The sequence below is a fragment of the Protofrankia sp. CiP1_Cm_nod4 genome (assembly GCF_982290645.1).
Map to the genome: position 1 here is coordinate 1 of NZ_CEVIVC010000136.1, position 13,236 is coordinate 13,236.

8 protein-coding genes are annotated in these 13,236 nt (G+C 72.5%); 3 read left to right on the forward strand and 5 right to left on the reverse strand.

All coding sequences use genetic code 11. From position 1 onward, the window contains the following. Positions 1 to 1,131 (forward strand): glycosyltransferase (locus AC5LSR_RS19705; RefSeq protein WP_493468795.1); only part of this gene is annotated, 1,131 nt, incomplete at its 5' end. A gap of 183 nt (positions 1,132 to 1,314) precedes the next feature. Here AC5LSR_RS19705 and AC5LSR_RS19710 read toward each other — a convergent pair. Both AC5LSR_RS19710 and AC5LSR_RS19715 read right to left on the reverse strand, forming a co-directional pair. Next, positions 1,315 to 2,970: a condensation domain-containing protein gene (locus AC5LSR_RS19710; RefSeq protein ID WP_250285746.1), complete on the reverse strand. Its 1,656-nt coding sequence runs from the start codon at positions 2,968 to 2,970 to the stop codon at positions 1,315 to 1,317. A gap of 756 nt (positions 2,971 to 3,726) precedes the next feature. Then, positions 3,727 to 4,746 (reverse strand): dolichyl-phosphate beta-glucosyltransferase, encoded by a 1,020-nt coding sequence (locus tag AC5LSR_RS19715; protein WP_250285745.1) that lies wholly within the window; start codon positions 4,744 to 4,746, stop codon positions 3,727 to 3,729. 1,522 nt (positions 4,747 to 6,268) lie between these two features. Between AC5LSR_RS19715 and AC5LSR_RS19720 the strand changes: the two genes are divergently transcribed. After that, positions 6,269 to 6,742 (forward strand): hypothetical protein, encoded by a 474-nt coding sequence (locus AC5LSR_RS19720; RefSeq protein ID WP_250285744.1) that lies wholly within the window; start codon positions 6,269 to 6,271, stop codon positions 6,740 to 6,742. On the opposite strand, the gene AC5LSR_RS19725 is transcribed toward AC5LSR_RS19720, so the two are convergent. From AC5LSR_RS19725 to AC5LSR_RS19735, 3 genes are all read right to left on the reverse strand, one after another. Then, the gene (locus AC5LSR_RS19725) at positions 6,712 to 7,194 is read right to left on the reverse strand and encodes a ribose-5-phosphate isomerase (RefSeq protein WP_250285743.1); all 483 of its coding nucleotides are present in this window, start codon (positions 7,192 to 7,194) and stop codon (positions 6,712 to 6,714) included. The two genes, AC5LSR_RS19720 and AC5LSR_RS19725, sit on opposite strands and share 31 nt — an antisense overlap. A 225-nt stretch (positions 7,195 to 7,419) precedes the next feature. Next, positions 7,420 to 8,118, reverse strand: coding sequence for a mycothiol-dependent nitroreductase Rv2466c family protein (locus AC5LSR_RS19730; RefSeq protein ID WP_250285742.1), 699 nt, complete (start codon positions 8,116 to 8,118; stop codon positions 7,420 to 7,422). Between the two features lie 113 nt (positions 8,119 to 8,231). Then, positions 8,232 to 9,518 carry an AI-2E family transporter gene (locus AC5LSR_RS19735; RefSeq protein ID WP_493468796.1) on the reverse strand — a complete coding sequence of 429 codons (1,287 nt, stop codon included), beginning with the start codon at positions 9,516 to 9,518 and terminating at the stop codon, positions 8,232 to 8,234. A 751-nt stretch (positions 9,519 to 10,269) separates the two neighbouring features. On the opposite strand from AC5LSR_RS19735, the gene pepN reads away from it, so the two are divergent. Continuing rightward, a complete protein-coding gene (gene pepN / locus AC5LSR_RS19740) occupies positions 10,270 to 12,828 on the forward strand; it encodes an aminopeptidase N (RefSeq protein WP_250283497.1) in 2,559 nt (852 codons plus the stop codon). Positions 12,829 to 13,236: the final 408 nt, after the last annotated feature.

The window sequence follows — 13,236 nt, forward strand, 5'->3', positions numbered from 1 at the left end:
GCCCGACACAGACGATGGCCGGCCGGCCGGCCGGCCATCGTCTGTGTCGGGCGGCTGGTCCCGCACAAGCGGCTGCACCTGCTCATCGACGCGCTGCCCGCGCTGCGCGCGTCCCATCCCGGCCTGGTCGTGGAGATGGTCGGGGACGGGCCCGACCGGGACCGGCTGCTGCGGCACGCCCGCGGGCTGGGCGTCGGCGAGGAGGTCCTGCGCTGGCACGGGTATGTCGACGCGGCCGAGCGGGACCGGCTGCTGGCGACGGCCTGGCTGACGGTCAACCCCTCCCACGGGGAGGGCTGGGGCCTGTCGGTGCTGGAGGCCAACGCCCATGGCGTGCCGGCGGTCGCCTTCCGCGTCCCCGGGCTGCGTGACGCCGTCCGTGACGGGCACACCGGCTGGCTGGTGGACGAGCCCGGCCCGCTCACGGCGACGATCGACACGGCCCTGGCCAGGCTGGCGGACCCGGCCGCGGCGGCGCGCTGGCGCTCCCGGGCCCGGGCGTGGGCCGCGGGTTTCACCTGGGACGCCACCGCCGAACTGCTCGCCCGGGTACTGACCGCCGAGATGGACCGGCTGGCGGCCCGAAGCCGCGGAACGCACCCGGGCCGGGGCCCGCTCGGCGGCCGGCTACCGGCCGGGAACCGACCGGGTGGGCGGCTCCTCCCGGGCCGGCGGCCGTCCGAGGAGAACTCGCCGGGAGGCAGCACGCCGGAGGGCAGCCCGTCCGAGAGCAGCCCGTCCGAGGGCGATTTGCCGGGCGGGCGTCCCTCAGGCGGGCGACGGCGCGGGCCACGCCGCGCGGACGACCCCGTGACCCGCGCGGAGTTCCCGCTGGCCCCCACCCAGCCGCTGCCGGCCCTGCGCCGCACCGACCTGGTGTACCGCCTGACCGGAGAAGCCGGATCCGACCGGCTGGCCGGGGCGGCCGGGCCCGGCCGGGCGGTCGCGGTCCTCTACGGGGCCTCCCCCGCCGACGCCCGCGCCGCGCTCACCCGGGCCGGCGTGACCGGCCCGATCGAGACGCGGGCCGCCACCGGCGAGGACCTGCTGATCGCCGCCACCCGCTGCGCCCTGCCCGACCCGCTGCCCACCAGCGGAACCACCACGTCCATGATCACTACAGTGGGCTGACACGTCCCTGGCGGACGCTCCCTCGAGAGCCGTCGGTGAAAAACGTCGCGGTAACAACGGTTCCCACCTACGGACGCGGAACCCGTAGGTGGGAACCGCCGCGGTAACGACCGGAACCACCTGCCGTCTCCTCTTCCGGCCGGTGGCACCCGCTGCCGGGCAGCGCCGCGGACGGTGTCCGCGTCACCCGACGGCGGCGGGCTGGGCTGCTGCCTCTGACAGTGGGAGGCCGGTCAGTTCATCCAGGGCTGTCCGGTACACCTGCGCGAAGCGGCGCACGGCGGCCCGGTCGAACAGGTCGCGGTGGTAGCAGAAGGTCAGGCTGAGCTCACCGCGGTAGCCGGCGGCGGCTATCACCAGCCCCTGCGGCAGCCCGGCGAACGCCGCGAAGTGCAGCGACGTGACGTCCGGCCCGGGCGCGCCCGACGCCGGCAGGCCGGCCAGCCGGCCCAGGTTGGTCACGGTGATCGTCGGCATCAGCAACGGCCGGGCCAGCCCCACACCTACCCGTAACAGTGCGTGACGGGCAGGACCGGCCAGTCGGACGACACCACCGATCCTGCCGCCGGCGACCGGCGGGGGCCCGGCCGTCTTGCCCACCGCCGTCTGCCGGCGCACCGCGGCGAGCAGGGTGGCGGGATCCCGGCGGTCCCGCGGGGTCGTCACGATCAGGACCTCGCCGGTGTGGTTCCCGATGGCGGCCGTATCGCCCGAGGCCGGGGTGCGCCGGCTGACCGGCATGCGTACCCGGACCGTCGTGGTGTGCTGCCCGGCCGTGGCGTTCCACCGCTGGACAGCCACTTTCGCGGCGGTCAGCAGAAGATCGTTGACCGTGGCCGGCGTATCCGCCACCAGCGTCCGGACGGACCTCGGGATCGGGACGCGCTGGCAGTACACCCCATAGGCGGAACTGTGACGATCATCCGCTGCCTGGCCGGGACGCGCCTTCTCGTAACGCGCGCGGCCGTCCGTCCGGCCCCCCGGCGACGGGGCGACCCGGCTGGGCAACCGCGGCAGTCGCGGCAACCGCGGCCCGGAGACGAGCCGGCTCACCGCACGGGCCGGTGCCGGCCGGAGGATCACCGGGAACGGTGCCGGCGCCGCCTGGCCGGGCACCGGCCCACGCGCACCGGTGGATGTGGCCGGCCGCACCGGTCTGACCGGCTCAGGCGGCTCTTCGGGCGGCCGTGCCGACGCCGGCCCGGTCAGCCGCACCGGCCCGGGAGCCGCGCCGTCCTCCACGCGCGCAGCGGTGGCGGGGCAACGCTGAAGGATCGCGCGCAGCAGCGTCGCCACGCTCATCCCGTCCAGGGCGACATGATGCGCGGCAACGGCGACCGCGTCGCCGGTGGGCAGCCGCACGTGCAGGACCCGCAGCGGGCAGGACGCGGTCAGGTCGAACGGGCGCGAGCAGATCTCCGCAAACATCTCCCACACGTCGTCGTCGCCATCACCTTTTGCCACTGTCAGCACGTCGTCCGGGGTGTACGGGAACCACCACCGCCGGCCGGACAGCCCCGTGCGCATCCGCGCCCGGGCCATCGGATGGCGCATCAGGACGTCGATCACCGCGTCCCGCAGGATGAACGGATCGATGATCTCACGGGTGCGAGCGATCATCCCGACCGAGATCGGCGCGGTCCTGCGGTCAGAGGCGACGATCAGATCTTCCAGCACCGAGAAGGGGCGTTCCGGGATCAGATCCGGGATCAGATCATCCTGGATCGGGCCGGTCGATACCGGCGGCATGGACGATCCGGCGCGCGGCACGGGGGTCACGGGTGCGGATGGTCCCGGGAGCAGCGCGGACCGCCACATTTCGTGGGAGTCGATGTTCACGTCCTCCTTCTTCCTGCCCGTCCGTCCCGGTCAGGAGAACGGTTCAGCGGCGCACGTCCCCACGACGGATCCCCACGCAGCCCAGTTTCCGGCCCGCCGGGGCCGTTGATGTGATCCGGCCGGAAACAGTGGTGAAGACCTCGCTTGTCGCCGGATTCTCCCCGGTGACAGGCAAGCGGCCATCAGTGACCACAGCACCGAAACAGACAGCGGAATGAATACCAGAATGAACAGCCACGAGAGCAGGCATCCGCAGAGCAAAATTCGAACAATTTTTCAGCCCGTAAACACGGTGAGTCGCACGTAAAGTGCGTTATCGTTCACAGATAGTGCAAAAATGACCATCGAGGCAACAGAGTAACAATGAAAAACAATAAATCATCAAGCAGGGTGCCGAGCGCGACAGCACAGCCCGGACGGAGGGGCAGCGGCATCGCTCCTGTTCGCCGCGCACCGGCCCCGGTCCTGCTCGCCGCGCACCGGCCCGCAGCCCACCACGGCCGTCATCAGCCGGCCCTGCGAGGCCACGGCCGGAGCGCGGTCCTGCCGTATCGGCCGGGCTCGGTGGCGACGCCGGCGGCTCGTCCGGCACCCATCCGGTGCCACAGCCGGAACATGACATGCCGGCAACCCGGCGGGAGGGCTGGCGTGAGCCGGTCCGATCCCGTTTCAGCCAGGCCCAGGGCTTCAGCCGGGGCCCAGCCTTCAGCCGGGGTCCCGGGCTTCAGCCGGGGCCCAGGGGCCGCGACGGCGCCTTCAGACGACCTCGCGGGGGGCCGGCTGCCGCCCGCTCTCCCGGCCCGCCGGGAGCCGGCTGGCGTCCCGGCCCGCCGGGAGGATGGCCGGCGAGGCGGGCATCTCCGCCGGGGCGCCGCCGGCCACCAGGGCGCCGGTGCCCATACTGATCACCCGGGCGACCGGGGCCTGCGACGGCTGCGTGTCGTCCGCGGCCGCCGGGGCCGTGCTCACGCCGGGGCGCCGGACGACCGTCAGCGGCGTGGGCACCGGCTGGAGCACAACCGGCGGCTGCGCCTCGACGGGACGCAGGCCCAGCGGCACGGGCGTGGGCACGACCCGGCGCCGGTGGTAGCGCCTGGCCCGCAGCACGTCGACCAGCATCGCCGGGGTGTGCCGGCTCACCCGGAACGTCCCACCCGCCATCTCCGACCAGTGGACGGGCACCTCCGTGATCCGGTAGCCCATCGACCGCGCCAGCGAGAGGACCTCGACGTCGAACCCGAAGCCGGTCGAGCGGGACAGGCTGAACAACAGCTTCGCCTCCGCGTGACGGAACGCCTTGAAGCCGCACTGGGTGTCGGCGACGTCCAGCGCCGTGAACGTCCGGGTGATCTGGTTGAACGCCCAGCTGCCCATCCGCCGGCCGTTCGAGCGGACCGTGCTGCCACCGATGCGGCGTGACCCCAGCGCCACCTCGGCGTCCTGCAGGGCCGCGAGCAGCAGCGGGAGGTCGTTCACGTCCGAGGCCATGTCGGCGTCCATGAACACGATCGACGCGCCCCGGGCCATCGCGACCCCGGTCCGGACAGCGGCGCCCTTGCCGGAGTTCCAGGGGAGCTTCACGACGCTCGACCGCGGGAACCCGCTCAACAGCTGCTGGGCGACCTCGGCGGTGCGGTCCGTACTGCCGTCATCAACAACGATCACTTCCGCGCCGGCGAGCCTGCCCAGCACGGAGGTCAGGCGAGGCAGCGCCTCCGGGAGCCGGTGTGCCTCGTTGAAGGCGGGGATGACGACACTGACGGGAACGTGGTCCAAGAGTCACTCCCAAGCTGGGTCGGCAGCGACAGAGGCAATTGTGGCCGCCTGCCGATCTCGAGGTACTTCGGGCCGCCCGATGCCCGGCCGAAGCGTCGACGCGATATCGCCCGGCCGTCAGGATGTGAGACGCCGCGCCGGATGCATGCCCGACGGCTAACGACGCACCGACCGGCGGCCGACAGCATGCCAAAACCTCTGGACGACATGCCAGAACCTTTGGACGGCACACGACGGGGGCCGGGCACCGGACCCGCGGCCGGCTCGCCCCGACGGCCGTGGCCGCGGCTGCGGTCACGGTCACGGTCACGGTCCGTGTCCGCTCGGAGTGTGACCGCACACTGGGACACCTCCGAGAATCTGCGACACCGGATCCGAACACCGTCACCGCAACCTCACAATCGGTAGCATCGCCATCGGCTTCGCTGCCAGGACACCAGCCCCTGAGCACGACCGCCCGCCCACGCGGCGGCAGCGCCCCACGCGTACGCTCATGGCATCCTCCCGCAGGCGCGCTCCCTTCCCGCGCCCGCCATCCTGACATCACCCCGACGCACATCCGACAGTCCACGATTCGTCACACCACGACCGCTCCCCGCCCAGGCGGGGAAGGCACGGTACCGCCCGGAAAGCCGCGACCCGCGGGGTTGTCCCACCAACGCCCGCCGGCCGGGTGGGCGGGCGTTGGTGGGTGGGCCGCCAGCCGAGGACGGCTTCCGCCGTGGTGATCGTCCGTTCGCCCGCTTTCGCGATCCGGCCCATCATTATGAGCTTCCGGCTGGCTCCGGCGCGGGCCGGCGCTGTGCGGCCGGCGCCCCGGCCGCCTCCGGTCATCCGGCGCACGCGCCATATCCGCTGCCGCCTGTGAGCCCACGAAAAAGCCGTAATCATTCGCCCTTCGGCCTGCCAGTGACATTCCGCCGATATCAGACGGCGACCAGACGATACCCGTTCCCCGTCGACACACCCCGGCCGGGTGACGACCGGAAACCGGGCAGGCACCGCACCGCGCGCTTCAGCGGACACGACACGGTGGCTGTTCCGCCCGGGCAGGCACCCGTCCAACGGCGTTGGGCCGTTCCCGGTACTGCTCACGGACACCTCCGGCATCGGATCAGCCGAGAGGCGCTCCGGGCGGGCCCGGCTCCGGCCTTTCCCGGCTCCGGCCGGCACAGCCGCCGACGGGATTCTCCCGGTACCTCATGGGAGCCGGGGACAATACCCGGTCATCTTTCCCCGCGCATCCGGCACGCCACCTCCCCGCTCACCGTCGCGCCCCGACATATACCCCGGACGGAAATAGGGAACCCCGCCGCCAGGAATTCGTCCGGCTCCCCCCGGCAAACGTGGACGCATTTTGCGCTGAAAGTATCGTGGAGATGAGATCCGCCGGCTTCCGCGGGCCGGCCGGGGCGCGCGGCGCGGACGGTACGGCCCGGTCACCCTGGCCAGGCCGCCCCGGACCGGAGCACCCTGGATCCGGTGGACGCCCCCCGAGGGGCACCGCGGGAAGGAACAGGTGATGACGCAACGCCGTCAGTTCGACAGGCCCGGCTCCGGGGGTGGCCCCGGCAACGCCGCGTCCGGCGACAGCATGTCCGACAGCGGCCACCCCGACAGCGGGCGGCCCAGCAACGGCAGAGCCGGCAACGGCGAGGCCGACAACGACAGGGCCGCGGACGGGCCGGGCCCGCGGCGGGCCGCCCCGGAGCACCCCGGCAACGGCCAGCAGGGCCAGCAGGGCCAGCAGGACAGGCCCGGCCGACGCCGCAACACCGGCGATCCCGGCCTGCGCGCGTTGATCGGCGCCGGCCGGTCACGGCTGCCCCCGGGGACGGCGATGCGCGCCCGCGACATCGCCCGCCCCGGCCCCGACGACCTGGCCGACGCCGAGCGCAGCGTGGTCATCCGCCGGCGACCGTGGACGGATCCGACGGCTGACACCGGCCGGGCACAGCGTCGACGTCAGGGCGCCAGCGGCGCCGACGGCACCTGAACGTCACCGGTCCGCTCGTAAGAAGAGATCATCCCGATCCGCCGGACATGACGCTGCTCGGCGCTGAACGGCGTCCGCAGGAACGTCTCGACAAAACCCACGGCCTCGGAGACGGTGTGCAGCCGGGCACCGAGACTGATCACGTTGGCGTCGTTGTGCAGCCGGGCGAGCCGGGCGGTCTCGGTGCTCCAGACCAGCGCCGCGCGCACTCCGGAGACCTTGTTCGCGCAGATGACCTCGCCGTTGCCGGAGCCGCCGAGAACGATGCCGAAGGCGTCCGGCTCGTCCGCGGCCGCGGCCGCGGCGGCGAGCACGTACGGCGGGTAGTCGTCGTCCGGGTCGTAGGAGGCAGGCCCGTGATCGACCGGGGTGTGCCCCTGCTCGGTCAGCCATGTGATCAACGAGGCCTTCAGGTGGAAGCCCGCGTGGTCGGAACCAAGATGAACGCGCATGGGTGGCAATGATGCCCGCCCCACGCGCCCCCTATGCCGGCTCCCACCGGAAAGGCGGACAACGCACCCGCCGGGCCGGGCGCCCACCCGGGCCGGCGGGTGCGCACGGCGGTCCGGCCGGACCGCCGACACCGCCCGGGCGAACACGGAAACCCGCCTGGCCGAACACAGACAGCGCCCGACCGAACGGTCGAGTGCCACCCGGCCGAACGGCCGGATGCCGTATCAGTCGAATATGGGGGGCAGGTCCCGGGTACGCTTGAGCTCGTAGAAGCCGGGTGTGCCGGCGACGAGCAGCACCCCGTCCCAGAGCCGGCCGGCGGCCTCGCCCTTCGGCGACGGGGTGACGACCGGGCCGAAGAAGGCGGTGTCCCCCACCGCGATCACCGGGGTTCCGACGTCCAGGCCCACCCGGTCCATGCCGTCGTGGTGGCTGGCCCGCACCGCCTCGTCGAACTCGTCCGAGGTGGCCGCGTCCACGAGGTCCGTGGGCAGCCCGGCCTCGGTCAGCGCGGCGGCGAAGGTGTCGGCGTCCCACTCCGCCTTCTCCAGGTGACGGCGCCGGCCCAGCGCCGTGTACAGCGGGAGCAGCACCTCGTCACCGTGGTGTGCCGCGGCGGCGACACTGATCCGCACCGGCCCCCACGCGCGCTTCATCCCCTCCCGGTACCGCTGCGGGAGGTCCTCCCGGCCCTCGTTGAGAACGGCGAGGCTCATCACGTGCCAGCTGAACCGCACCGGCCGTACCTGTTCGACGTTCAGCGCCCAGCGCGACGTCAGCCACGCCCACGGGCAGCTCGGGTCGAACCAGAAACCGGCCTGCGCGGGGGCGGACGGGCCGGAAGAGCCGGCAGGCCCCGGTTGCGCTCCGGAGGCAGGTGACGGGCGTGTGGACACGGTCTCGATCCCGGGCTGTGTGGTCACAAGTCACTCCTGATCACCAGAAACGGGCACGCCGGCAGGACGATCATGGGTGCCGCGCCGCCGGAAGGCCCGGGTTCATCGGTCACTCAGGCCCAACCACCAGGGGCGGGTGGCTACTTCCCGGATCGGGCGAGATAGCTCGCGACCCTGTTGACCACCGCCACGAACGGCACGGCGGCGACCGCTCCGGGGATGCCGGCGAGCACCCCGCCCGCGGACAGCGAGACGACGATCGCCAGCGGATGCAGCCGCACCGCCCGCCGCATGACCAGCGGCTGCAGCAGATGGCCTTCGATCTGCTGCACGGCGAGCACCACGCCGAGGATGACCAGCGCGGGTACCAGGCCGTTGGAGACGAGCGTGACCAGGATGGCCGCCACACCCGCCACCGTCGCGCCGACGATCGGGATGAACCCCCCGAGAAAGGTCAGCAGTGCCAACGGCGCGACCAGGGGCACCCCGACGACCAGCAGGCCGATGGTGATACCGATCGCGTCCACCAGCGCGACGAACATCGTCCCGCGGATGTACCCGGTGATGGTCGCCCACGCCTCCTTCCCCGCGCCCCGGACCCGTTCCTCGGTGCCCGGGGGGAAACGGGTCACGATCCAGTCCCAGATCCGGTCGCCGTCGTGGACGAAGAAGAAGGTCGTGAACAGGGTGAGCAGGATGCCGGTGAGCACCTCGGCGGCGACCGTGGCGCCGGAGAGCACACCGGAGACCAGCCGTCCCCGGTTGTTCGCCAACGTCCTGGTGATGTCGTTGGTGAGATCGTCCAGCTGGCTCTGCGACAGGTGCAGCGGGCCGTCCCGCAGATAGTCGCGGACCTGCTCCACACCCTGGCTGACCTGGTCGGAAAGGCTCGGGAACTCGTTGGCCGCGTTGAAGCCGACGCCCACCCCGGCGCCCGCCACCAGGATCAGGAAGCCGAAGACGGTCACGAAGGACGCCGCCAGCTTGGGCACCCCGTGCCGGCGCAGCCGTATCGCCGTCGGATAGATCATGGCGCTGATGAGCAGACCGGCGATCACCGGGATCACCACGACGCGGACGCGCCCGATGACGAGCATGAATATATAGATCGCCACGCCGACGACGAGCAGGCGCCACGACCATCCCGCGGCCACCCGCAGGGGTACCGGAACGTGCGGGTCACCCGCTCCGGCCGGGGTGGCGGCTCCCGCCGCCAGGGCGGCCGCGCGCGGCGCCGCCGGAGCCGCATCCTGTGGCGCCGCCGGAGCGGCCGGGCGCGGCGGGGTGCCGGGTCTCGCGTCCGGGCCGGGAGGGCTGTCCGGTGGGGCGGCAGGGCCCACGGCAGGGCCCACGGCAGGGCCCGCGGCCGCGGCGTCCGCCGCCGCGCCGGAGGGGGCCGCGGGCGGGACAGCCGCGTCCGACGGCACCGCGTCCGGAGCCGGGCCGTCCCCGGACGCCGTCTCTGGACCCCCTGCCCACGCGGCAGGCGTATCCGGGAGCTCCGCCCGCGCAGCAGGCCTGTCCGGGAGCTCCGCCCGCGCAGCAGGCCTGTCCGGGGACGCCGCCCGCGCAGCAGGCCTCTCGGGGGGCGGGGCTCCCGAGGGCAGGGGCAAAGTGGCCGGTGCCCGCGCGTCCGGCGCGGGGCTGTCCGGACGGGCCCGGCGTCCGCGGCCGATCCTCCACTTCACGGGCGCTCCCGATCCGTCACAGGAGCCTCACTGATCGAATCCGTCACCCGCTGTGCCCCTTCCCCGGTGCCGGCCGCTCGGCGCCAGCACCCGCGGTGCCACCTTCGTTCCTGCGCCGCCCTGCATATCCCGTGCCGCCCTGTACTCCGTGTCGCCTCGCGCTCCCGTGCCGCCCTGCCCGGCAATCCGGGCGCCGGGCCCGCGAACGCTGACCGAATCCCCCGTAATCAAACCCGACAGCGGATGAGCTGGACAGTCGCGCACCGCCCGTCGGACCGGTCCGGGTGGAGCCGGCACGACCAGCACGGGAGGCGTGGGAGACTGGCTAAAGCCGTCGGGCTCTCTCCGCCGCGCCGACCGGCCCGCCAGGCCGGGACGTCCGTCCCCTCGTCCCGGACCGGACGGGCCCGGGCCGGCGGGCTGGAGACAACAGAGCCCGCGCAGCAACCGGACATCGTCCGTCCACCGCCGCTGGATCGAAAGGACCTGTGTGTCAGCCAACAACCTCACCCGCGACGAGGCGCGTGAGCGCGCCCGGCTGCTCAACGTGTCCTCGTATGAGGTGAACCTTGACCTGACCAGCGGTGACACCACGTTCGTGTCACGAACTGTGGTGCATTTCACCAGCACCAGGCCGGGCGCCTCCACGTTCATCGAGCTGACCGCCCCGGCCGTGCGCACGGTGGCCCTCAACGGCCGCGCGCTGGACCCGGCCGAGGTCCACGACGGTGACCGGATCACGCTGACGGATCTGCGGGAGGCCAACGAGCTGGAGGTGGTGGCCGACTGCGCGTACTCGAAGACGGGCGAGGGGCTGCACCGGTTCGTCGACCCGGTCGACTCCGCCGTCTACCTGTACACGCAGTTCGAGACCTACGACGCGCACCGCATGTACGCCTGCTTCGACCAGCCGGACCTCAAGGCGGTCTTCAAGCTGTCGGTGGTGGCGCCGTCGGAGTGGCGCTGCATCTCCAACGGCCGGCATCTTGCGACCACCGAGGCCGGCGAGGGCCGGACCTTCTGGCTGTTCGAGCCGACGCCGGTTGTCTCGACCTACATCACCGCGCTGGTCGCCGGCCCCTACCACGAGGTACGCGACCACCACGACGGGATCGACCTCGGCCTGTACTGCCGGCGGTCGCTCGCCGAGTTCCTCGACCCCGAGGAGATCTTCACCATCACCAGGGCCGGGTTCGACTTCTACCACCGGGTGTTCGACTACCGGTACCCGTTCGGCAAGTACGACCAGCTCTTCGTCCCGGAGTTCAACGCCGGGGCGATGGAGAACGCCGGCTGCGTGACCTTCCTGGAGGACTACGTCTTCCGCGCGAAGGTCACCGAGGCCCGCCGGGAGCGCCGGGCCGAGACCATCCTGCACGAGATGGCGCACATGTGGTTCGGCGACCTGGTGACGATGCGCTGGTGGGACGACCTGTGGCTGAACGAGTCGTTCGCCACCTTCATGTCGGTGCTCGCCCAGGTGCGCTCGACCCGGTTCACCAACGGCTGGACGACGTTCGCGAACGCCGAGAAGGGCTGGGCCTACCGGCAGGACCAGCTCTCCTCCACCCACCCGATCGTCGCCGACGCCCCCGACATGGAGGCCGTGCGCACCAACTTCGACGGCATCACCTACGCCAAGGGCGCCTCCGTCCTCAAGCAGCTGGTGGCCTGGGTGGGCCAGGAGGAGTTCCTCACCGGCCTGCGCTCGTACTTCCGCCGCTACGAGTACGGCAACACCTCCCTGCGCGACCTGCTCGACGAGCTGGAGAACGCCAGCGGCCGTGACCTGACGGTGTGGTCGGCGGACTGGCTGGAGACCACCGGCGCCAACACCCTGCGGCCCCGGTTCGAGACCGACTCCTCGGGGCTGTTCACCACCTTCGACGTAGTGCAGGAGCCGGCGTCCTCGCCGCCGACGGCGAGCGCGGCCCTGCGGCCGCACCGGCTGGCGATCGGCCTGTACGACCGCGCCTCCGACGGGTCGCTGCAGCGCCGCGAGCGCGTCGAGCTCGACGTGGTCGGCGCGCTGACCGAGGTGCCGAAGCTCGTCGGGGCCCGGCGGCCCGACCTGGTGCTGCTCAACGACGACGACCTCACCTACGCCAAGGTCCGCCTGGACGACCGCTCGCTGGCCACCCTGATCGACTCGATCGGGACGATCCGCGAGTCACTGCCGCGCACCCTGTGCTGGGCGGCCGCCTGGGACATGACCCGGGACGCGGAGCTGGCCGCGCGCGACTACGTCAAGCTCGTGCTGTCCGGGGTGGACGCCGAGGACGACATCGGGGTCGTCCAGTCGCTGCTGGCCAAGGCCCAGCTCACCATCAACGCCTACGGGGATCCGGCGAACCGGGCGCGGGCCCTGCGCGAGCTGTCCGCCCGCGTCGAGGAGCTGCTGCGCACCGCCGCGCCCGGCAGCGACCTGCAGCTGGTGCACGCGACCGCGTTCGCCCACGCCGAAGACCCCGACCAGATCGGACGGGTACGCGCGATCTTCGAGGGCGCCGACGTCGTCGACGGCCTTGTGCTGGACACCGAACTGCGCTGGACGCTGCTGATCCAGCTGGTGGCGCGCGGCGTCTACGGCGCCGAGGAGATCGAGGCCGAGCTCGCCCGCGACCGGACGGCGACCGGCGAGAAGCGGGCCGCCACCGCCCGCTCGGCCCGCCCGACCGCTCAGGCGAAGGCCGCCGCCTGGTCAGCGGCGATCGACTCCGACACGCTGTCGAACCACCTGCTCGTGGCGACCCTGGGCGGCTTCTGGATCCCCGGCCAGGAGGAGCTGACCCGGCCGTACGTGAGCCGCTTCTTCGCCGAGATCGGCGAGATCTGGCGGACCAGGACCTTCGACACCGCTCAGACCATCACGCAGATGCTCTTCCCGTCCGCGATCGTCGAGCCGGCGACGGTGGACGCGGTGGACGCCTACCTGGCCGAGGCCGACCTCGGCCCTGCCCTGCGCCGCGCCCTGGTCGAGGGCCGCGACGGCCTGCTGCGCGCACTGCGCGCCCGCGCCAAGGACACCGAAGCCGCCACCGCTACCTGAGTCAGCACGTCTACCTGAGTCAGCATGTCGGCCGGCGGCGGGCGTTTCCCGGCCTCGCCCCGCCGGCCGACACCGGCTCCGATCCCACCGCTGGCGGCGCCGGCCAGGCATCCGCGTGACCGGCCTGCCCGCCGAAGAATCCATGACCGCGTATCGCCGTCACCAGAACAGCACCAACCGTAGGTGAAAAGCGCCATCATAACAGCGTTTTCCACCTACGGACACGGCAGGCGTAGGTGGAAAACGCCGCCACAGCAGCGGTTTCCACCTACGCTCTCAGGGCGGGCGAGGAGCGGCTCGCTGCCGTTCCTCCGGATATGGCCTATCGGCCGAGCCCGCCCGGAAGGTCAGGTGCGGAAGGGGCCGGTGACCTCGAAGGTGATGCCGCCGGAGGAGGAGCCGATGGTG